The organism is Veillonella sp. VA137, assembly GCF_003992015.1.
Taxonomy (GTDB): domain Bacteria; phylum Bacillota; class Negativicutes; order Veillonellales; family Veillonellaceae; genus F0422.
Genome location: NZ_RQVK01000003.1, coordinates 1 through 21,123, shown reverse-complemented (window position 1 = coordinate 21,123; position 21,123 = coordinate 1). Strand labels below are relative to the sequence as shown.

At 39.0% G+C, this 21,123-nt stretch carries 20 protein-coding genes and 1 tRNA gene; 16 read left to right on the top strand and 5 right to left on the bottom strand.

The annotated features are described in order from the left end of the window. Nucleotides 1-72 precede the first annotated feature (72 nt). The 4 genes from EO116_RS02035 (at nucleotide 73) to gltB (ending at nucleotide 7,933) form a co-directional block, all read left to right on the top strand. Nucleotides 73-957: a hypothetical protein gene (locus EO116_RS02035; protein ID WP_127160427.1), complete on the top strand. Its 885-nt coding sequence runs from the start codon at nucleotides 73-75 to the stop codon at nucleotides 955-957. A gap of 79 nt (nucleotides 958-1,036) precedes the next feature. After that, complete coding sequence (locus tag EO116_RS02030) at nucleotides 1,037-1,615, top strand: hypothetical protein (protein ID WP_127160426.1); 579 nt, start codon at nucleotides 1,037-1,039, stop codon at nucleotides 1,613-1,615. Between the two features lie 192 nt (nucleotides 1,616-1,807). Next, complete coding sequence (locus EO116_RS02025) at nucleotides 1,808-2,827, top strand: branched-chain amino acid aminotransferase (protein ID WP_127160425.1); 1,020 nt, start codon at nucleotides 1,808-1,810, stop codon at nucleotides 2,825-2,827. 519 nt (nucleotides 2,828-3,346) lie between these two features. Then, nucleotides 3,347-7,933, top strand: coding sequence for a glutamate synthase large subunit (gltB, locus tag EO116_RS02020; protein WP_370447260.1), 4,587 nt, complete (start codon nucleotides 3,347-3,349; stop codon nucleotides 7,931-7,933). 294 nt (nucleotides 7,934-8,227) lie between these two features. Here the strand turns inward: gltB and EO116_RS02015 are convergent, their stop codons facing one another. Further along, a complete protein-coding gene (locus EO116_RS02015; protein WP_127160424.1) occupies nucleotides 8,228-8,917 on the bottom strand; it encodes a GntR family transcriptional regulator in 690 nt (229 codons plus the stop codon). Further along, nucleotides 8,914-9,798, bottom strand: a complete 885-nt coding sequence (ispE, locus tag EO116_RS02010; protein WP_127160423.1) for a 4-(cytidine 5'-diphospho)-2-C-methyl-D-erythritol kinase — start codon at nucleotides 9,796-9,798, stop codon at nucleotides 8,914-8,916. Before ispE ends, EO116_RS02015 begins: the two co-directional genes overlap by 4 nt. Nucleotides 9,799-9,933: 135 nt before the next feature. On the opposite strand from ispE, the gene tadA reads away from it, so the two are divergent. From tadA to EO116_RS01995, 3 genes are all read left to right on the top strand, one after another. Next, complete coding sequence (gene tadA / locus EO116_RS02005) at nucleotides 9,934-10,431, top strand: tRNA adenosine(34) deaminase TadA (protein WP_127160496.1); 498 nt, start codon at nucleotides 9,934-9,936, stop codon at nucleotides 10,429-10,431. After that, nucleotides 10,385-10,475: transfer RNA gene (locus EO116_RS02000), tRNA-Ser, on the top strand. The genes tadA and EO116_RS02000 overlap by 47 nt, the downstream gene beginning before the upstream one ends. Nucleotides 10,476-10,541: 66 nt before the next feature. Further along, on the top strand, nucleotides 10,542-11,384 hold the full coding sequence (locus EO116_RS01995) for a DUF362 domain-containing protein (protein WP_127160422.1): 843 nt from the start codon (nucleotides 10,542-10,544) through the stop codon (nucleotides 11,382-11,384). Between the two features lie 87 nt (nucleotides 11,385-11,471). On the opposite strand, the gene EO116_RS01990 is transcribed toward EO116_RS01995, so the two are convergent. The 3 genes from EO116_RS01990 to rpsD all read right to left on the bottom strand — a co-directional run bounded on the left by EO116_RS01990 (nucleotide 11,472) and on the right by rpsD (nucleotide 13,073). Further along, the gene (locus EO116_RS01990; RefSeq protein ID WP_197413469.1) at nucleotides 11,472-11,792 is read right to left on the bottom strand and encodes a YnfA family protein; all 321 of its coding nucleotides are present in this window, start codon (nucleotides 11,790-11,792) and stop codon (nucleotides 11,472-11,474) included. 20 nt (nucleotides 11,793-11,812) lie between these two features. After that, nucleotides 11,813-12,358: a hypothetical protein gene (locus EO116_RS01985; protein ID WP_127160421.1), complete on the bottom strand. Its 546-nt coding sequence runs from the start codon at nucleotides 12,356-12,358 to the stop codon at nucleotides 11,813-11,815. Between the two features lie 127 nt (nucleotides 12,359-12,485). After that, nucleotides 12,486-13,073 carry a 30S ribosomal protein S4 gene (gene rpsD, locus EO116_RS01980; protein ID WP_126939854.1) on the bottom strand — a complete coding sequence of 196 codons (588 nt, stop codon included), beginning with the start codon at nucleotides 13,071-13,073 and terminating at the stop codon, nucleotides 12,486-12,488. Between the two features lie 175 nt (nucleotides 13,074-13,248). Between rpsD and zwf the strand changes: the two genes are divergently transcribed. The 9 genes from zwf (at nucleotide 13,249) to EO116_RS01930 (ending at nucleotide 21,000) form a co-directional block, all read left to right on the top strand. After that, nucleotides 13,249-14,772 (top strand): glucose-6-phosphate dehydrogenase, encoded by a 1,524-nt coding sequence (zwf, locus tag EO116_RS01975; RefSeq protein ID WP_127160420.1) that lies wholly within the window; start codon nucleotides 13,249-13,251, stop codon nucleotides 14,770-14,772. After that, nucleotides 14,757-15,506, top strand: a complete 750-nt coding sequence (gene pgl / locus EO116_RS01970; protein ID WP_009352975.1) for a 6-phosphogluconolactonase — start codon at nucleotides 14,757-14,759, stop codon at nucleotides 15,504-15,506. Before zwf ends, pgl begins: the two co-directional genes overlap by 16 nt. Nucleotides 15,507-15,532: 26 nt before the next feature. Then, nucleotides 15,533-15,757 (top strand): twin-arginine translocase TatA/TatE family subunit, encoded by a 225-nt coding sequence (locus EO116_RS01965; RefSeq protein ID WP_127068892.1) that lies wholly within the window; start codon nucleotides 15,533-15,535, stop codon nucleotides 15,755-15,757. A gap of 8 nt (nucleotides 15,758-15,765) precedes the next feature. Then, a complete protein-coding gene (locus EO116_RS01960) occupies nucleotides 15,766-16,071 on the top strand; it encodes a heavy-metal-associated domain-containing protein (protein WP_127160419.1) in 306 nt (101 codons plus the stop codon). Nucleotides 16,072-16,164: 93 nt separating this feature from the next. Continuing rightward, a complete protein-coding gene (locus EO116_RS01955) occupies nucleotides 16,165-16,605 on the top strand; it encodes a cupin domain-containing protein (RefSeq protein WP_127160418.1) in 441 nt (146 codons plus the stop codon). A gap of 343 nt (nucleotides 16,606-16,948) precedes the next feature. Then, nucleotides 16,949-17,887 (top strand): bile acid:sodium symporter family protein, encoded by a 939-nt coding sequence (locus EO116_RS01950; protein ID WP_127160417.1) that lies wholly within the window; start codon nucleotides 16,949-16,951, stop codon nucleotides 17,885-17,887. 260 nt (nucleotides 17,888-18,147) lie between these two features. Next, nucleotides 18,148-19,449, top strand: a complete 1,302-nt coding sequence (locus EO116_RS01945) for an ATP-binding protein (RefSeq protein ID WP_127160416.1) — start codon at nucleotides 18,148-18,150, stop codon at nucleotides 19,447-19,449. Between the two features lie 62 nt (nucleotides 19,450-19,511). Further along, nucleotides 19,512-20,267, top strand: a complete 756-nt coding sequence (locus EO116_RS08525) for a DUF2695 domain-containing protein (RefSeq protein WP_206168313.1) — start codon at nucleotides 19,512-19,514, stop codon at nucleotides 20,265-20,267. Nucleotides 20,268-20,325: 58 nt separating this feature from the next. Beyond that, entirely contained in the window at nucleotides 20,326-21,000 is a 675-nt protein-coding gene (locus EO116_RS01930; RefSeq protein WP_127160415.1) for a DUF6678 family protein, read from the top strand. The last annotated feature ends 123 nt before the right edge of the window (nucleotides 21,001-21,123 follow it).

Below are 21,123 nucleotides of genomic sequence, written 5' to 3'. Positions count from 1 at the left end.
GGTGGAATGTATAAATTTTCTGCTAGAATATAAAAAGAGAAAGGGGGAAATACATTGGCACGTATAGTTTCTATGGAAGCGATTTCGGAAACACAGTATAAGTCTTTGCATATGGAAAATAGCACGGACCATAGAATGATGATAGAACTTGATGGAAATCATATCGATACTTGGGATGATATATACAAGGTTGTTAAGGAAAAGTTTCTCATTGATGAAAGAATTATAAATTTATATCATTTGGAAGATATCCTATTATATGGTAATGCTAAAGGAGTGGAACCCGTTCGAGAACTCTATATCATTTTTAGAAATCTGGATATAGCGATGAAAAGAAAAAGTGGAATTCTAGGTTATTTGAGGGACATATTTTCTTTTAATATGCATAGAGATTTAGATGCTCTATTGGTGTGGACGTTTTTTGCTGGTAATGTTATGCCTAGATGGGCTGTTGAAACAGAAGCTATGGAATCTTGGTCATCCATACCATTAGAGCTGTGCAAGTTATACTATGTGCAAGAGACTTCTTGGACAGAAACGATAGATCCGCCCCATAATGAAATTATTTATTTGGAAGAATCAGAGTATGATTTGTTGCGAGACAAGATAGTAACTGATGAAGATACATTTGTAGTGGACCTAACAGAAGCACATGATACTGCGGAATTTATTCATACTATGTCTAAGTATGTAAATGGAAAGATTGACTCATTGGATGAACTAGAACAATATATGCTTAGAGGGTTGAGAGATACGACAAAGCCGAAACAAATTGTGTTTTTCTTAAAAGATTTTGTTTCCTATTGTAGAAATGAGGGTAAGTATTATGATGATGTGCCAATTAAAGTTTGCTTAAATTTTATAAAATATTGTATATGTTATTGGTTTTATGAAAGTACGCCTATACCAGAATCATGGAAAAAGGAGTTTACCTTGTATGTGACTGAAGAGTGGTAAAAGGAGTAGTATACATAGAGGTGAAAGTGATTTGATAGACCAAAAGTATGTAGAACGTAGGAAATATCTCATATTGGTGATGAGACAAGTTGAGGGATACATAGATTCCTATTATGAACGGATAGAGGGGATTAAGCTAATAGAAAATCCTGCAGCAGTGATGGATAATCTTCTTATTAAAATTGTGGAAGATAGACCTAATGAGAAAAAATATGTGTATAGTTTTTATGCTAATCATATGGACATAGCAAAAGCTGATATGATGATTCTTCATGAAATGTGTTGGGATAAAGCAAACGATATAAGTACCTTGAAGAATGATAGTGCGTTGAGGAATCATGTACGAAAGGTAGGTCATGGAGAAGGCGTACCTACCATTACTGACTCTTTTTATAAAATTGATGCGGAGAAAATACAAAAGATTCATGATCTAGCTACTATGTTGCTTCATCAAATATCAGCAGATGAAGAGAATGAGGAGACCGAAGCAAAGTGGTTTTATGTAGAAGTATATCAATCTACTAATGCTGGATATCTATTAGGTGGGTCTTGGATTGCGCATAGTATCTTGGAGAAAATATATAAGGATGCGGGTTGGGATGATGTAATAGACAAGGAGCTAACACTTGATGATCTTGTATGTATTCAATCAATGTAAGGCTTCATAAAAAAGTGACATTACTTAAAGCAGGTTTAATTGGTAAACTCTTGTACATTTTCCGTGTTGGGTGTATAATAGTTTTTATATAAAATACAAATCAGTAAATATTCATATGATGTGAAGGGCTAGAAGGACGGATATACGTGTACTTTCACGGCTTTCACAGGTATGGAATTATAGGAGGACAGTATGGCAAAGATTGATATGAACAATTTAGATTTTAGTTATAAAGAAACGCCATTCCGTTATGTGTCTAATTTCAAGGATGGTCAATGGGATGAAGGCGGTTTGACGGATGAGGCGAATATTGTCCTTAATGAATGTGCTGGTGTATTCCAATATGCGCAAACAATTTTTGAAGGTTTGAAAGCATATTACACAAAAGATGGTCATATTGTGTGTTTCCGTCCAGATTTAAATGCTGAGCGTATGTATGATTCTGCGAAATATCTTGTAATGCAACCATTTCCAACAGATCGTTTTATCGAGGCTGTGAAAGAAGTGGTAAAAGCGAACCAAGAGTTTGTGCCTCCGTATAGCACAGGTGGTAGTTTGTATCTTCGTCCATTCTTGATGGGTACGAACAGTGTTATCGGTGTAAAACCGGCAGATGAGTTCCAATTCCGTATTTTTGGTACTCCTGTAGGGGATTATTTCAAAGGCGGCGTGAAGCCATTGAAAATCCAAATCTCCGATTTTGACCGTGCAGCACCGCATGGTACAGGTCATATTAAAGCGGGTTTGAACTATGCTATGAGCTTGCATGCGCTAGAAGCAGCCCACGAAGCAGGGTATGCAGAGAATATGTACTTGGATCCACAAACTCGTACAAAGGTAGAAGAAACTGGTGGAGCAAACTTTATTTTCATCACGAAAGATGGTAAATTAGTAACGCCTAAATCAAATAGTATTCTTCCATCGATTACTCGTCGTTCCTTGATGTATGTAGCTGAACATTATTTGGGTATGACGGTGGAACATCGTGAAGTGTATAAAGAAGAATTGAAAGACTTCGCTGAATGTGGTCTCTGCGGTACAGCAGCTGTTATTTCTCCTGTTGGCATGGTTCATACAAAAGAAGAAGATATCTTCTTCCCAAGCGGCATGGATGAAATGGGACCAACATTAACAAAATTGCGCGAAACATTACTTGGCATTCAACATGGTGAAATCGAAGCGCCAGAAGGTTGGATTGTTCGCATCGTATAATAGAATACTTTTACAATGACGTAAACGCATGGTTACCTTAGGGTAGCTGTGCGTTTTCTTGCATAGTAGGCATATATAAGGGTGTGGATGAAAGTAATGTTGAAAGACCCCATGAAAGTAAATGTATAGATTTTTGAAGAGTTAATAGATGATACACAATAATATATGAGTTTGAAGTCATGGGGTAAGAAGTAAAAAGAGATGGATTATTTAAGAATACATGTATACATAAGTAATATGTATTGAAAAATAATATAATTTTTGCTAGTATAGTATACAGTTCTATATTCTATAGAATTAGAACTATATTTTATGATTATTATGAAATGTAGTTACTGATTATCATAAGAGGCTAATTCTTTACAGAGTGAGTATATAGTAGGTGGATGCTAATACAGCATGTAGCCGAACTACTGTAAAGTACAGTCAGTTGACATATGAATTAGAACTTTCAGTATATGTATACCTAGTGTTAAGTACGCTAGTGTTGTAATAGAGAGCCTACAGGAGGAGAGGGTTATGATGGAAATGAGTACCATTGCAAAACAACATGAGGAGCAGCGCCATTTGGAAGCAAATGGTTTGTATAGTTCCCAATTTGAAAAAGATGCGTGCGGTATGGGATTTGTAGTCAATATTAAAGGTAAAAAGTCCCACGATATTATCGACGATGGCTTGCGTATTCTTGAGCGATTGGAGCACCGTGGTGGTGCTGGCGCCGATAAGGATACTGGCGATGGAGCGGGTATCTTAGTACAAATTCCACATGACTTTTTCCGCCGTGAGTGCGAAGTGTTAGGGATCCATTTACCACCTGCAGGCGATTATGGAGTGGGCATGGTCTTTGCTCATAAGTACGAAACATTGCGTAATGAGCAAAAGCGAATCCTAGAAGAGGTCGTTCGCGAGGAAGGTCAAATCGTATTAGGCTGGCGTGAAGTACCGGTAGATTCTACAGCAGTTGGACATGAGGCAGCCTTGATTCGCCCTTGGATGATCCAAATCCTTATTGGTAAAGGTCCAGATGTGACGAACCAAGCGGAGTTTGAGCGCAAATTATATATGATTCGTAAAATTGCGGAAAAACGCATCGTCCCATTGAGTAAAGAAATGAGTAGCGATTTCTACATTGCATCCTTGTCTTCCAAAACCATCGTTTACAAAGGTATGTTGACACCAGTGCAATTACGAAACTTTTACCTAGATTTGAACGATTTAGATTTCACCTCTGCTTTGGCAATGGTCCACTCTCGTTTCAGTACGAATACATTCCCAAGCTGGGCACGGGCACATCCTAACCGTTACTTAGTACATAATGGAGAAATTAACACGATCCGTGGTAATGTAAACTGGATCAATGCTCGTGAAGGAAAAGCAGAATCTCCATTGTTCCCAGATATTAAAAAAGTGTTTCCTGTGGTGGACGATACAGGGTCTGACTCTGCTATGTTTGATAATACCCTTGAGTTCTTGCACATGACAGGCCGTAGCTTGCCACATGCGATCATGATGATGATTCCAGAACCGTGGGAACGCAATACCTTGATGAGCCAAGAAAAGCATGATTTTTACGAGTTCAATAGTTTCATGATGGAGCCATGGGATGGACCGGCAGCAATGGGCTTTACCGATGGTACAGTGATCGGTGGTGTCTTAGATAGAAATGGCTTGCGTCCTGCACGTTATTATGTAACAGCTGATGACCGTGTGATCATGGCATCTGAAGTAGGTGTAGTGAATGAAGCGGACGATATGATTCGTGCGAAAGGTCGCTTAGAGCCAGGTAAAATGCTATTAATCGATACAGAAGAAGGCCGTATCATTTCTGATGAAGAAATCAAGCAACGAGTGGCTACAGAACTTCCTTATCACGAGTGGGTAAAAGAGCATGTCATTCATTTATCGGAGATTCAACAAGCTACGGAAGATAGCATCCCAGAAGTAGGAGACTTGTTTATGCAACAACAAGTATTCGGCTATACACAAGAAGATTTGGTACGTATGATTATCCCGATGGCGAAAGACGGAAAAGATCCAGTTGGTTCTATGGGTGCCGATGCACCGCTAGCAATCTTGTCGGATAAACCGCAAATGTTGTATTCCTATTTCAAACAACTATTTGCACAGGTGACAAATCCACCAATCGATGCGATCCGAGAGGAAATGGTAACTTCTACACGAGTGATGCTAGGCAATAGCGGTAATTTAACAGACCCTAACAAAGTGGGTACATATGCAGTTTCTATGCGAACTCCAATTATGACGAACCAAGAATTGGCAAGTATTAAACAATTGGACTGCCGTCGCATGAAATCTGTGACCTTGTCAATCTTGTTTGATCCTGCCAAAGGTGCGGAAGGTATGAAAGAATCCTTAGACCGTTTGTGCAAAGATGCAGAGGAAGCAGCTCGCACAGACCAAAATGTGTTGATCTTGTCTGACCGTGGCGTGGACGAACACCATGCGCCAATTCCAGCCTTATTGGCAGTAGCTGCAGTGCACAATCACCTGATTAACACCGTATTGCGCACAGAAATGGGCTTAATCTTAGAATCTGGGGAACCTCGTGAAGTGCATCATTTCTGTACACTTTTAGGATATGGTGTAACGGCCATCAATCCATACGTGGCATTAGCAACAGTACGTGACTTACAAGCCACCAACCGATTGGGAGACCTTACACCAGAGGAAGCAGAAGCAAACTACATCAAGGCCTCTGTATCTGGCATTATGAAAGTCATGTCGAAAATGGGCATCTCCACTGTGCGCAGTTACCATGGGGCGCAAATCTTTGAGGCATTGGGTTTGAATACAAATTTTATTAGTACCTACTTCCCGAATACACCGACACGCATTGGCGGTATCGGCTTAGGTGGTGTGGCTCATGAAACATTGGAACGATTCCAACGGGCTTTCAAAGAAGATGTGAAAGTCCTTGAACCAGGTGGTTGGTACGGACCTATGAAAGATGGAGAAGAGCATTTATTTAATCCAGATACGATTAAGTTGTTGCAAACATCCTTAATCGAAGGGGATTATAATACATACAAAGAATACTCTAAAATGATTCGCAATGACTATCATGTGACCTTGCGTAGCTTGATGGAATTGAATTTCCCTGTAGGTGGCGGTATTCCTGTGGAAGAAGTAGAACCAGTGGAAGACATTGTGAAACGCTTTAAAGCTGGCGCTATGAGTTATGGTGCCATCAGTAAAGAGGCGCATGAAGCCATTGCAATCGCTATGAATCGCTTAGGATCTACATCGAATTCTGGAGAAGGCGGAGAAGACACAAGCCGTTTTGTTCTCGATGCCAATGGAGATAATCGCAATAGTGAAGTAAAACAAATTGCGTCCGGTCGCTTTGGGGTGACTACGAATTACTTGGTACATGCAAAAGAATTGCAAATTAAATGCGCCCAAGGTGCGAAACCAGGTGAGGGCGGTCAATTACCGGGCAAAAAGGTATACCCAGACATTGCGAAAGCTCGTCATTCTACACCAGGGGTAGAGCTAGTATCTCCACCACCTCATCACGATATTTATTCTATCGAAGACTTGGCAGAGTTGATTTATGATTTGAAATGTGTTAACCCAAGTGCAGCGATTTCTGTAAAATTGACTTCAGAAGCTGGGGTAGGTACCATTGCTGCAGGGGTAGCGAAAGCGAAAGCAGACAGCATCCTCATCTCCGGCTATGATGGTGGTACTGGTGCAGCAGGTCGTACATCGGTAAAACATGCAGGTGTGCCATGGGAATTAGGGCTTTCAGAAACACATCAAACCTTGATGTTGAATCGTTTGCGCGACCGTGTACAACTGGAAGTAGATAGTAAACTGATGACTGGCTATGATGTGGCTATCGCAGCCTTACTAGGGGCGGAGTTATTCGGATTTGGTACCTTGCCATTAGTGGCAGTAGGTTGTCGCATGGCACGGGTTTGTCATATGAATACATGTCCGTACGGCGTGGCGACACAAGATGAAAAATTGCGTGCTAAATTCACAGGCAAACCAGAATATGTGGAAAACTTGATGAAATTCATCGCCCAAGAATTGCGTGAGATAATGGCTCGTTTAGGCATTCGTAGCGTGCGTGAGTTAGTAGGTCGTATCGATTTAGTACGCCAACGCTCCCAAGACGATAATTTCAAATTATCTCGTGTGGACTTGAAACGAATCCTGTTCAAACCATACACAGATGCCTCTGTTGGTCATATGCACAGCATCGACCAAGACCATGAATTGGAACGCACCTTGGATATGAAAAAATTACTTCGCATGTGTCGTCCTGCTTTGGATGATCAAAAACCAATTCGTGCTAAATTGGCAATCAGTAATGTGAATCGTGTGGTAGGTACCTTAGTCGGTGGCGAAGTAGTTCGTCGTTATGGCGAAGCGGGCTTGCCAGAGAATACCATCAAATTAAATTTCGTTGGGTCTGCTGGTCAAAGCTTTGGTGCTTTCATCCCGAACGGTATGACATTGGAACTCGAAGGGGATGCCAACGATTATCTTGGTAAAGGTTTGTCGGGTGGTACTATCATTGCGTATCCACCAAAGGCTGCTACCTATGAAGCGCATGAAAATATCTTAATCGGTAACGTAGCATTCTATGGAGCTACCTCTGGTACTGCCTATATCAATGGTGTAGCTGGGGAACGGTTCTGCGTTCGTAACAGCGGTATCACAGCCGTTGTAGAAGGTGTGGGCGACCACGGTTGTGAATACATGACCGGCGGTGAGGTCCTTGTCCTTGGCCGTGTAGGTCGTAACTTTGGGGCTGGCATGTCCGGTGGTTATGCGTATGTGCTTGATTTAGATGGACGTTATTGTAACACAGGACTTGTGGAACTTCGTAAAACTACTGAAAGTGACCTAGCACGGATCCACGAATTAATACAACAACATGTATTGCATACGAACTCTAAACAAGGTCGTCACATGCTTGAAAACTGGGTATTGTACAAAGATCGCTTTACGAAAATCGTGCCAACAGCTTACGAAGAAATGGAGCAAAGTATTGCTCACTTCCAAGAGGAAGGCATGGCATTAGAAGAAGCGCAATTGGCGGCATTTAAAGCGAAATATATGAGTGGCAAATAGAGGTTGGACCATAAGCAGATTGAATGATCTGCCTATGGGATGTCTATGGTATGCATAAAAAATATATCTTGGGGGATGGCTTTTGCTGTCCCTACAAAATATATGATAGAGCCAAAACATATGATAGAACTAAAATGGTATAGAACTTAAAAACGAGGAATGGAACTGAGAATACAGGGCCATTCCTCTTTTGTTGTAGATGCTATACTAATATGATTTTATGTATATATAGATAACTAGAAAAGGGTCCTATAAGGACCCTTTCTATTTCAATTATGATATGTGAAAGATACATTAGCCTTCATGGCTTTTTAATTGCATACCTTCTAACAATGTTTTTTCAGATTCTTCCATATGGATGCGAGCAATCTGGCGAGCTCGTTCTACATCGCGATCGGAGATTGCCTCCACCAGCTGACGATGTTCATCCCAAGTTTTGGCGAGACGACCTGTTTGACTCATAGACAATGTACGGAAGCGCAACGTTTGTTCTCGTAGATTGTTTATCATTTCCACAAGACGATCATTACGAGACGCTTTATAAAGAATTTCGTGGAATAGAATATCGGCTTGTACGACTTTGTCTAAATTATTTTCGTTCATGTAGTTGCCGATTTCTACCAGATGTTGCTCTAAGACCTCGATTTCTTCGTTGGTAATACGCTCTGCAGCGAGTTCTGCAGCGAGCTCTTCCAAGATAGAGCGAAGTTCAAAGACCTCTGTCACATCTTTCAAACTCATATCTGCCACATAGGTGCCACGGCGCGGAATCATCACCACAAGACCTTCTTGCTCTAAAATGCGGATTGCCTCACGAATAGGAGTACGGCTCACACCGAGCTCTTCCGCCAAAGGAATCTCCATGAGGCGTTCGCCTGGTGGCAATAGACCGTCACGAATAGCTTGGCGTAACGCATCGCTAACAATTTCACGAAGCGGTTTGTACGCGTCTAAACGAATGGGTTGTAAACGTGGTGTATTCATCGTAGGGCCTCCTCATCATGTGTTTTCGTAATTAGTGAAAGCCAGTTATGACCAGCTGTTTTGATGTCTTCTTGTAATCGAATCGCATCGAGTGCTTTTTCCAATAGAACCACCATAGTAGGACCGCTACCAGTCATGATGGTAGGAAATCTACGGTCTAAGAAAAATTGCTTACATGATGCAAGTTCTGGATGGATAGGGAATATTAATTCTTCAAAGGTGTTGTCACTACTAATAAAAGCTTGATGAAAGTCTTTGGCGTTCATATGTGTGGTAACGGTATCCATCGTGTCTGAAGTGACACGAGAAGTCCCCGTGAATCTTCCGTAGGCTTCTGCCGTGGAAATGCTCACTTCTGGTTTTACGATTAGTAGCCATTGAGCGCTACTAGTTGGCAAGACTTCTAATTGTTCTCCTCGACCAGTGCCACGGGCAGTACCGCCTTTCAGTAAGAAAGGTACATCAGAACCAAGTTTAGTTGCCATGGTCAATAGTTCCTCATCGGTTAAGCGAAGATCCCAAAATTTATTAAGACCTAGTAACATAGCGGCACCGTCACCACTGCCACCGCCCATGCCAGCACAAGGAGGAACTCGTTTTAACAAGTGAATGGCAGCCCCTTGTTTACAGCCCGTATAGTCTTGCACCATACGAAGGGCTTTCATAGCAATATTACTTTCTGTATAGGGAATTAATTGTGCCATATAATACGGCAGTTCAGGCGCATCGCCAGAGAACACCACAGAATGGTGGCGTGCGAAATAGAGGGAATCCCCTAAGAAAATAGATTGAAAAATGGTATCTATATTGTGGTACCCGTCATCACGTTTGCCCGTGATAGCAAGCCCCACATTGATTTTACTAAAAGCTCGTTGTTCCATAAGATTGTCACCTCAGTGAAGTCATCAAAATGTTTGCATGTACTCTTTATTATATCATAATTAGCTTAAGAAGTGACGATTCTCTGAAAGTATGGTATTCTATTGAATAGCGGCAATTGGAAAGGAAGTGACTGTATGACTGATGAAGAGTATATGCGTGAAGCCTTGGTAGAGGCACGGAAGGCTTATGATATGGGCGAGATCCCTATTGGAGCTGTGTTGGTGCATGAAGGCAAGGTTATCAGTCGTCATCACAATAGACGCGAGATTGACCATGATGCGACGGCTCATGCAGAGGTCCTTGTCATCCGTGAAGCGAATGCCATGCTTGAAAGGTGGCGGTTGACCGGTTGCACGCTTTATGTTACGATAGAGCCGTGCCCTATGTGTGCTGGTGCCATAATTAACAGTCGCATTGATCGCGTTGTCTATGGCAGTAGCGATTATAAGGGCGGTGCGGTAGAATCTTTGTTTAATGTACTTTCACATCCAAATCTAAACCATGAACCACAGGTGTTGGCGGGTGTATTGCAAGAGGAATGCAGTCAAATTATGAAAGATTTTTTCAAAGAACGCCGTCGTATACGGAGAGGTACTCAAGTGGCTGAAGAGTCCGCACTCGAAATGCGGTAGGTCAGGAAACTGGCGCGGGGGTTCAAATCCCCCTCTCTCCGCCAAAGTAAGGGCTGTGTCAGTAGATGCAGCCCTTTTTTACAAAATGACGTAGTTGTAGGAGGCATGATATGGAAGTATATTACTCCCCTTTACAAGAGGTTAATCAAGAATTAATTCATAAACGATTAGATTTTTTGTTGCGCAAAATTGGTTTTGATGAAATTGGTTGCGCTGGCAAAAAGGTAGCTCTACTTCGCAATGATTTGCACAGCGATTATGAGGCGTATGAAACGGTAGTGGCATATATGAAAGCTCGCATTGAATCCGAAGGTGGAACGGTGGTTTATGTGGATGAGCCTAGCAACCATTCTTGTGAGGTCATCATTCCTGATGGTGAATCTGTGAAGGTAGCCTATATCGACGAACGCATTGCTACCAGTGATGTGGTGATTTCTGTGAATCACATTAAAGCGAATGAGTACAGCGGATTCTCTGGGGCTGTGAACAATACAGGGTGGTACTCTGCGAGCCTAGAAGGTCGTCGTGAATTGGTAGCCTTAACAGGTACAGAGCATCATAAAGCGGTAGCTGAATATGCAGCAGCTGCCACTAGAAATCGTCAACGATTCCATGTAGGGGTAGCGATGGACATTGTGGCGGATTATGTGAACCAAGATAAGCTGAAAGAGGCTGGTGCTACTAACGAAATCGTAGGTAACTTAGGCATTGTTGTATCCTATGACATGGTGGCTATGGATGAAGCTTTGGGAGACATTATTACCCAAGCTACACCAGTTGAACATGGCGTATTAAGCACAGTAGAAAAACGTACGTGGGATTATTTCAAAGATATTTCCCCTAACAGCGAATGGCAAGCCATCTTACTACGTGCAGACCGCATGGGACTTGGTACACGTTCCTATGCTCTTGTGAAAGATGAAGAATTGATCTTCTATGGTGAAAAAATTTAATAGATAATAAAAATCTCTAGTGTAAGCGAGTGCGTAAGGCATCGCTTTGACTAGAGATTTTTGTATATATAGTTGTAATTAACGTTATTACCGAGGATAATACATAATAATCAACACCCCGATGATAGACACAATACCGCCGATGATATCATATCGATCGGGTGTAATGCCATCCACATAATAGCCCCATAAAATAGAGAGGGCAATGAAGATGCCGCCATAGGCAGCATAGACTTTTCCGAAGGGAGCCTCCTGAAGGGTAGGAATGATACCATAAATGATGAGGGTAATAGCACCTGCGAGCATATACCACGGGCTTTTATCGTCTTTCAGGTAAAGCCATACTAAATAGCCACCGCCGATTTCGGCAATGCCAGCTAGAATGAAGTAAAATATTGATAAAAGAATTTGTGACATAGTGGTTACCTTTAAAATAACTGACCTTTAGAAGGTGGATTAAAATACATGTTGTAAGATTTGTAAAAACTATATAATGCTGACATGTACGTAGCTAAGAAGATATCGGCTTTTAAAGGGATGTACATTGAGTTAGATAAATTATATTGGTAATAAGTTTCTTGGATACTTCCATCATAATTGAAAACTGCAGCACCTTTAATTTGGGATTTTATACCTGTGTCTTTTTTTATACGAGCGGTTACTTCTTCAGGTGTAATAAATTTTTTTACTAAAGAATTTACAGATTGATTGTAATTATAAAAGAAAATGTTATCAAGTTGCATTATTACAGTTTTGTCATAAGCAACAATATAAGTGGTTGCGTTAATAGTATAGTAAGGTGGATTATATATCATTACACTTATTGAATTAATATCGATATACTCTTCACCTAATGAATTAGCTTGGACTAGTTTATATCTTTCAGGTGTATTTCTTAGCTCATCTAATGAAACGGCAAATGCTGACATTGAAAAAAGCGAAAAAATCGTTAGTAGAAGAAACAGTTTTTTCATAATCGCACCTCGCTTACTATATAATGAATGATATATACTTTCATTATATAAACTGCCCACAATAATTTCAACTATGAAAGCATAAAAAAAAGCAACCAATCCGAAGACTGGTTGCTGTAGTATCCTATTATTTGGAGTACAATTCGACGATTAGTGTCTCGTTTACTTCGATAGGAAGTTCTTCACGTTCAGGAAGGCGAGTTAATGTGCCTTGGAAAGCGTCAAGATTTTTTTCGATGTAAGGAAGTTCGAAAGAACGAAGTTCTTGGAAGTTCACTTTGAACATTTCGTTGTCACGGCTAGCTTCACGAAGTTCAATTACATCACCTGGTTTACATTGGTAAGAAGGGATGTCAACGCGTTTGCCGTTAACAAGAATGTGGCCATGGTTTACCATTTGACGTGCTTGACGGATGGAGTTACCGAAGCCAATGCGATATACAAGGTTGTCCAAACGGCATTCCAACAATTTCAACATGTTTTGGCCTGTAACACCGTGCATTTTTTTCGCTTTATCGTAATAGCGTACGAACTGGCGTTCTAGCAAGTTGTAGTATGCTTTAACTTTTTGTTTTTCTAATAATTGAAGACCATATTCAGACATTTTCTTTTGACGTTGGTCTTTTTTTACACGTTTTAAAGCCTTCGCGTGACCGAAAACGTTCACACCGAAGCGACGGCATAACTTAAATCGTGCTTCTCTTCTCGTTGCCATGTGATTATCACCTCATAGATTAATAAAACTTTGCACAAATTGTGCTTAATTATTATACCCTATGAAAATGAAAAAGTCAAAGGTCGATGACCATTGTCAATAGTGGGGTTTGTGCTATAATAAAAGGTACAGTATTAGTGTTTCCAGTGGAAACTGATGTAAGAGGAGATTCACCATGAATGTGTCCTATAATGTAAAAGAAGAATTATGTATTGAACATACACCAGGGGCAGGTGCCATTGTTATCTTTGGGGCCTCCGGAGACCTGACGAAGCGTAAATTGTTGCCAGCTATTTATTCCTTGTTTCAACGTGGTTTACTTTCACCGAAGGTAGCCGTAGTGGGCGTAGCACGGACAGCGATGAGCCACGATGAATTTCGTGAACAAGTGAAAGCATCCATCTTAGGTGACCGTGAACCCAATGCAGAAGAACAAGCATTTATTGAACGCTTTTCCTATGTAGCTGGTCAATATACAGAGCCGTCTACGTATGTAGCGTTGCGCGAAGAATTAGAGCGTGTGGCAGATGCTCATTGTACAGGCGGGAATGCACTATTTTATCTAGCCATGCCACCAGAGTTATTTGAACCTATTGTACGTGAATTACATGGGGCAAAGCTGTTAGAAGAAGTAGGTTCTTGGTCCCGTGTCATCATTGAAAAACCATTTGGACATGATTTAGAAAGTGCTATTGCATTAGATGAATCCTTGAAACAATATATTACGGAAGAGCAAACCTATCGTATCGATCATTATTTAGGGAAAGAAACGGTACAGAATATTTTAATGCTTCGTTTCGCCAATGCTATATTTGAACCGCTTTGGAATCGCAAATATATTGAGCGTGTAGAAATTACTGTAGCCGAAGAATTAGGCGTAGAAAAACGTGCAGGCTATTATGATGGGGCAGGCGCTTTGCGTGATATGGTGCAAAACCATATGATTCAAGTATTATCTTTGATTGCCATGGAACCACCTGCTAGTTTTAATGCTGACGATTACCGTGATGAAATTGGTAAGTTAATTTCCTCTATTCGCAGTTTACATCGTCAAAAATTAGGCGATATTGCAGTGCGTGGTCAATATGCAGATTCTGGTAATACAGAACGTCCAGCCCCAGAGTATCGGAAGGAAGAAAATGTGCCACCGACGTCTACGACAGAAACCTATGTGGCATTAAAATTATTCATAGATAACTGGAGATGGCGTGATGTGCCGTTCTATCTTCGCACAGGAAAACGATTGCCGAAGAAATCTAGCGAAATTGCCATAACTTTCAAACCAATTCCGCACTCCATCTTTAAACCGTTCCATGCGAAAGACTTTAACCAAAACGTATTGGTTCTTCGCATGCAACCAAATGAAGGAATGGGATTGTCCTTAGAGGTGAAATCTCCAGGATCTAAGCTGAGTGTTAACACCCTAGAAATGGATTTTTCTTATAGCAATTCTAAGGAATTAGCAGACATTCCAGATGCTTATGAAAGATTGATTTTAGATGGTTTATTAGGAGACCAAACACTATTCGTTCGCAACGATGCGGTAGAAAAATCATGGCGCTTATTTAAGCCATTGATTGAAGCATGGGAACGAAATGATGAAGAAACACCGTTATGCTTCTACCCAGCTTTCAGTGCGGGACCAAAAGAAGCGGAAGAGTTATTAGAAGGAGGATCTTGGTCGTGGCGAGAGATATAATTCATGCATTTCCTACAGGAGATGACGTGGCGAAAGCAGTGGCCGATCGATTTTTAACCTATACAAATGAATGCATTGCAGAAACAGGCGCTTGTGTGGTGGCTGTATCTGGAGGTACCACTCCGAATGCATTATTTTCTTTGCTCGATTCTGATGAGTATACAAATCGTATCGATTGGGAGCATATTTTCTTCCTTTGGGTAGATGAACGATTTGTACCACAGTCGAATCCAGATAATAATTTTGGCCGTGCAAAAGATCGCTTATTTGGAAATATTATGGGAGCTGCTCACTATTATCCAGTACCAACAAATAATGGTACTGTGGAGGAAGCAGCAGATAAATATGAACAAGAAGTAAAAATGGTCTTGAAGCGTACAGAAAAGGAATCCATAGATTTAGTCTTACTAGGCTTAGGTGATGATGGACATACAGCGTCCCTATTCCCTAAATCTGAAGCTTTGTATGAACGTGATCGTATGGTAGTGGCCGTAAAAGATGGCAAAGTATGGGAACGTGTGACATTAACATTCCCAATGCTGGTGAATGCGAAATCTGTGTGGTTCACGGTGGTAGGTGCTTCTAAAGAGGCGGCCTTAGCACGCGTGCTTCGCCAACGTAAGGAATATGAAGAATATTCTTGGGAGGATCGAGTAGACCATTGTTTACCAGGTGCGGTATTAACTCATGAACCAGTAGAATGGTATGTAGATGATTCTGCCCATAAAAATTAATTGATTTGAAATAGGAGGTATTAGGCATGTTTAATTTTGGCACACAAGAATTATTTCTTATTTTAATTATTGCTCTTGTTATCTTTGGTCCTAAAAAATTACCTGAAATTGGTAAGGCCATCGGTAAAGGTATTAATGAATTTAAAGATGCTGTTAGTGGCGATAAAAAAGTAGCTAAAGAAGAGCCTGCAAAAGCGGAAACTATTGATGTAGAAGCTGGTGCTACTAATAGTCATAAACAAAATAATTAGGAGGAACTATGTGTAAAGATTGCGGTTGTGGTAGCACAGGTAATGTGACTACAAAATTATTTCACGTGCCAGGTATGATGTGCGTGAACTGTGAAAATACTGTGAATGGTGCTGTTCGTGGGTTACCAGGCGTACTAGAATCCACTGTAGATTTAAAAACAAAAGAAGTGCGTATTCGCTTTGACCATACTAAAACGGATGAAGCAACCATTCGTGCAGCTATCGACGAAACAGGTTTTGAAGTGGAATCTGTGAAAGACTATGTTCATGAACATGGCGGCATTTTGGGCGCTATTAAGAAAATATTCAAATAAGGCGTACTATCTGGTGATATGCCAGGTATATATTAGAATACAAGGAGGGGCTATCTGGATTGATTCCAAGATGGCCCTTTTATAGGAGTTAGTATGATACGCAAGTTTAATCAAAAAGAATACACCTGGGATGGAGTCGACACGTTGGTGTACAAGCAAGATAATAGCCCTTTTAAAGATGTGACCCGTCAAGTTTTGTTTGATGGAGCTTGGGATATTCCATGCCAATTCCGTTATTTTGAGGTACAACCAGGTGGGTATAGCACTATGGAGCGCCATGAACATACGCATATGGTCATGATCTTCCGTGGGAAAGGCCAATGTTTACTAGGCGACACCGTGGAAAACGTACAAGAAGGGGATATGATTGAAATTCCTAAATTGATGGCACACCAATTCCGTGCGAACCAAGACGATCATTTAGGATTCCTCTGCTTGGTTAATGTGGACCGAGATAAAGTACAAGTTATTACAGAGGCAGAGCAAGCTGAGATGATGAAAAATCCTGTAATCGAGGAGTTTTTAAATAGCTAGTTAATCAGTTTACATACAACTGTCTCACAAGGAAGAAATATAAGTGATGAGGAATCTAGGCATCTAATGTTGATGTTAGGAGTTATCGTCACTTATGTTTCTTTTTTATTTTAAAGTGAAATTGCATTATACAATTAAGTAGATAACATTTTCTGATATAAAATAACGGATCCTAGTTATGATCAGGGGAGTAGGACGAAAACTATACGATGGACATCACAGCTAATAGTTGTAACACATAAATGGACAAATATATTATAAATTTAAGATAAATCCCTTTTATTAGAGAGAAATATTTGTTATAATTGAAAAGTTCTCATTTTTTATAGAAAGTAGGTTACATATGAATTTTATTCGTAGTATTAATCGCTTGTTCAATGATTACCTAGCATGGATTGTGTTAGCTATGGCAGTTATCGCATTTTTAGTGCCAGAACTATTCATGGGCGCAGCGAAACAAACAGTTCCTTTGTTACAATTAGTTATGTTCAGCATGGGCTTAACATTAACAGGAAAAGTATTTTTAGACGTATTTAAACAACCGTGGCAAGTGATCTTGGTATCCTTGATTCAATTCTTGTGGATGCCACTAGCAGGTTGGTTAGTAGGTACCTTGTTTGGATTCCCACCAGAAATCGCCTTAGGATTTATCTTGTTAGGGGCAGCACCAGGCGGTACCGCATCTAATGTAATGACATTCTTGGCAAATGGTAATGTGCCATTGTCCGTATCTGCCACAACAGTATCCACGTTATTAGCGCCCGTATTAACACCGCTCTTCATCGTGTTATACGCAGGACAAACCGTAGATATTGCATTCTGGCCAATGTTCATGTCCATCGTGAAAATCATTGCCGTGCCAATTGCACTAGGGATTATTGTGAACTATTTCATCGGTTCTCGCATTGAACCTGTGAAAGAAGTCTTGCCAACAGTAGGTGCCGTAGCTGTATTGATCATCTTAGCTGGTGTCACTGCCGTTAGCCGTGATAATATTTTAGCCCATGGTGTGATGATTTTCTTGGCTTGCTTGGTGCAAAATGTGAGCGGTTATGTAGTGACATATTTCATTTGTCGTCTGTTCGGTTCTACCGTACCAGATCGTCGTGCTATGCAAATCGAAGTGGCGATGCAAAACTCTGCCTTGGCAGCTAGTTTGGCATTGAAACACTTTACACCACAAGCAGCCGTAGCAGGCGCCGTGTTCTCTATTATCCACAACTTTACAGGATCTATCTTTGCGGGCATTTGCCGTCGTAATGATTCTAAAAGTACACACTAATCTGAAAGTTAGGGTACTTTGGGTACTAGTGCATTAGACAATTACATATCTATTAGAAACGTCATGTACTTTCATAGCCTGTTATAGGGTGAAAGTATGTGGCGTTTTTTGCTTTATTTTACAATGATTTAATTAAAAGTAGTAAATACGCATTTATTTTAAAAGTGCTAATTGGAGTTGTGGGTTAAGAATGCTATAATATAGTAAATAGATTTAATAAAAATGCGTATTTACAATATATTATTAAATGGGGTATGAGAGTGGAAGTACAAAGACCAAGATATTTAAATCAACTTATCGACAAAAAAGATAATGGAAGAGTAAAGATTATTACAGGTATTAGAAGATGTGGAAAATCTTATCTTTTATTTGAACTATATAGAAAGTATTTACTTTCTAGTGAAGTGTGTGAAGATCAAATTATAATGATTGCACTTGATAGTCTGAAGAATATCAAATACAGAAATCCAATTGAGCTAGATGATTATTTAAGAGATAAAATACAAGATAATGGACGTAAATATTATATTTTTATCGATGAAATTCAATTTGTAGAAGAAATTTCTAATCCATATCTGGAAGGCACTGACTCAAAGGTAAACTTTGTTGATTTGGTGCTTGGGCTTATGAAAATTCCGAATGTAGATGTATATATTACTGGCAGTAATTCAAAGATGCTTTCATCAGATGTGCTAACGCAGTTTAGAGATCGTGGTGATGAAATAAGAGTATATCCATTTTCATTTGCAGAATTTTATTCATGTTATGAAGGCGACAAGGGAAAGGCTTTTGATGAATATTGTTTGTACGGTGGCATGCCAATGTCTGTACAGCTAAGTAATCATGAAAAAAAGAGCGAGTATTTGAAGAATGTGTTTACAAGCACCTATATTAAAGATGTCATGGAGCGCAATAAAATTCTTAAAGATGCATCTATCATGGATGATTTGTTGGATATTATATCTTCATCTATTGGTTCTTTATCTAATCCAACTAAGCTGGCGAATACTTTTATGTCAGAAAAAAATATAAAGATATCTCAGCTTACAGTAAGTAATTACTTGGATTATTTTATTGATGCTTTTTTAATTGAAAAGGCTAGAAGATACGATGTGAAAGGAAGGAAATATATATCATCTCCGTACAAATACTATTTTTCAGATATTGGGCTTAGAAATGCAAGGTTAAATTTCAGACAGAATGAGCAGTCACATATTATGGAGAATGTAATATATAATGAACTTCGTATGAGGGGACTAAATGTAGATGTTGGTGTTGTGGAATATAACTATAAAGATGAGAATAAAAAAACGGTTAGAAAAAATTTAGAAGTAGACTTTGTTATCAATAGAGGAAGTAATAGATATTATATTCAATCGGCACTTAATGTTGATACAAAAGAAAAACAAGTACAAGAAACGGAATCCTTGAGAAGAACGGGAGATTCATTTAAGAAAATTGTTATAGTTAGAAACAACATAGTGCCTAGATTTGATGATGATGGAATTTTATATATTGGAGTAGAGGACTTTCTCTTGGATGAAACAGCACTGGATTTATAGAAGATTATAAAGAGTATACACATGATGAAAACTATAATGACTAAACATATTAAGGTGATATTATGAGTAATGGTATGAAATTTATACACGATAGAAATAGCAACATCCTTTTTAGCCTTCATGATAGTAGGGTGAAAGAAATCACATATTACAACGAAACTTTGACGTTACAAGTGAATAAAATATATGAATTTGTAGAAGGTGAAGAAAGATCGTATCCAGGTGAAATATGTTTTGAAAAATGTGATATCGACCTTTGCGATGTATTGATATTTAACAAAACCTTGGGTGAAGGGCGTTTCAATGGAAAGTCTATTGGTTTACAACAATTTATGGATGAATATACAGACTCAGAATTTGAAATCATTATTGAAGGCTATTATGGCAATACAACTACATTTACAGGATGGCTTCGGGAAGACGGAAAAAGACCAGTGACGGCAATTATGTATATTTGGAATAGTGGAGATATGGTGTATAAGGTAAAAAAAATAAATGATTTAAAACAACAATTTTATAAAGGAGAAAAGCTCATGAACAAATTTGAGAAGAGAAAATTATTACAAGAATATCAAGTCAAACAAATGGAAGAATTTGAAGAGAACTTACCGATGGAAAAGAAATTATTTTATGAATTATTTGATTATCTAAATGATAAATCAGAAACGGTAGAGTGTAATCACGATTTTTCTTTAACAAATGAGTTTTTGAAAGATAAAAATATGGATATTGAAAAGGTTATAGAATTTTTGCGAGAAAATGGTGCTGGTTGCGATTGTGAAGTGATTTTTAATGTTGAGGAAAAGTTTGAAGAATAAAATGTTTGTATTAGAAATAGACAGGTAAATTTGAAGGTGTAAGGAGAAATAGTGATAGATGCAATCAATACATACTATTTTATGTGAAAAACTAAATTCGAGAAGTGGAGTTATAAAAATAAGTAGTTCTAAAGTTGACGATAGAATTTATTTCGATATAAGTTGGGAGGGAGATTTCCATTTTATAGTGACTGGTTGGATGCATTACGGGTGGTATTATGTACAAAGAGATAAACAATGTATATCGCCATCTTATGTTTATAAAGAACTAGATAATAGAGAGTTATCTGTTATGCAACACATTATAGACGAGATTGAAAATGGGAAATATAACAACAAAAAAACTGAAAAAGAAAAAATTAAGCAGGTTCTTGAAGAAAGAAATCTAACCTCTTTTATGAACAATACAAAATGGAAAGAACTGATAGATTCCATCATGGAGAACATGAGAGACATCCCGATACAATATAAGACGTTTTTTGATGAAGAAGAGCCTAGCATATATTGGACGATTGATGCTGATGAACATTTTTTTCATATGAATATGAGAATTGTTGAATGGTTTAAAATTAGAAGTAAATTTGAGAAAGTTCTTGGTCAAGGACGTTTAATTGAGCCAAAAACATGTGTTACTGATAAACAATCAGAAATAGAGCGTATGCTTAATAAATTTAGTATTCCTTATGAATATGATGATGTTGAAAAATGTTTTATTATTTTTGGATATAGATAATAAAAATTGAAAAAAGAATAGATTAAAATTGATTTTTCATTGAGGAATACTAGAATATTATAAAGAGTATACACATGATGAAAACTATAATGACTAAACCTTAGGTGAAGGACGGTTTAATGG

Bases quoted from the DNA above. Each gene is read 5' to 3' on its own strand.
- ispE (WP_127160423.1), bottom strand. From the start codon at position 9,798: ATGGAACAACGAGCTTTTAGTAAAATCAATGTGGGGCTTGCTATCACG.
- EO116_RS02035 (WP_127160427.1), top strand. From the start codon at position 73: ATGGAAGCGATTTCGGAAACACAGTATAAGTCTTTGCATATGGAAAAT.
- EO116_RS01955 (WP_127160418.1), top strand. From the start codon at position 16,165: ATGATACGCAAGTTTAATCAAAAAGAATACACCTGGGATGGAGTCGAC.
- EO116_RS02015 (WP_127160424.1), bottom strand. From the start codon at position 8,917: ATGAATACACCACGTTTACAACCCATTCGTTTAGACGCGTACAAACCG.
- EO116_RS08525 (WP_206168313.1), top strand. From the start codon at position 19,512: ATGAGTAATGGTATGAAATTTATACACGATAGAAATAGCAACATCCTT.
- EO116_RS02030 (WP_127160426.1), top strand. From the start codon at position 1,037: ATGAGACAAGTTGAGGGATACATAGATTCCTATTATGAACGGATAGAG.
- EO116_RS01965 (WP_127068892.1), top strand. From the start codon at position 15,533: ATGTTTAATTTTGGCACACAAGAATTATTTCTTATTTTAATTATTGCT.
- tadA (WP_127160496.1), top strand. From the start codon at position 9,934: ATGACTGATGAAGAGTATATGCGTGAAGCCTTGGTAGAGGCACGGAAG.
- EO116_RS02025 (WP_127160425.1), top strand. From the start codon at position 1,808: ATGGCAAAGATTGATATGAACAATTTAGATTTTAGTTATAAAGAAACG.
- EO116_RS01930 (WP_127160415.1), top strand. From the start codon at position 20,326: ATGCAATCAATACATACTATTTTATGTGAAAAACTAAATTCGAGAAGT.
- EO116_RS01985 (WP_127160421.1), bottom strand. From the start codon at position 12,358: ATGAAAAAACTGTTTCTTCTACTAACGATTTTTTCGCTTTTTTCAATG.
- rpsD (WP_126939854.1), bottom strand. From the start codon at position 13,073: ATGGCAACGAGAAGAGAAGCACGATTTAAGTTATGCCGTCGCTTCGGT.
- EO116_RS01995 (WP_127160422.1), top strand. From the start codon at position 10,542: ATGGAAGTATATTACTCCCCTTTACAAGAGGTTAATCAAGAATTAATT.
- zwf (WP_127160420.1), top strand. From the start codon at position 13,249: ATGAATGTGTCCTATAATGTAAAAGAAGAATTATGTATTGAACATACA.
- EO116_RS01960 (WP_127160419.1), top strand. From the start codon at position 15,766: ATGTGTAAAGATTGCGGTTGTGGTAGCACAGGTAATGTGACTACAAAA.
- EO116_RS01950 (WP_127160417.1), top strand. From the start codon at position 16,949: ATGAATTTTATTCGTAGTATTAATCGCTTGTTCAATGATTACCTAGCA.
- gltB (WP_370447260.1), top strand. From the start codon at position 3,347: ATGATGGAAATGAGTACCATTGCAAAACAACATGAGGAGCAGCGCCAT.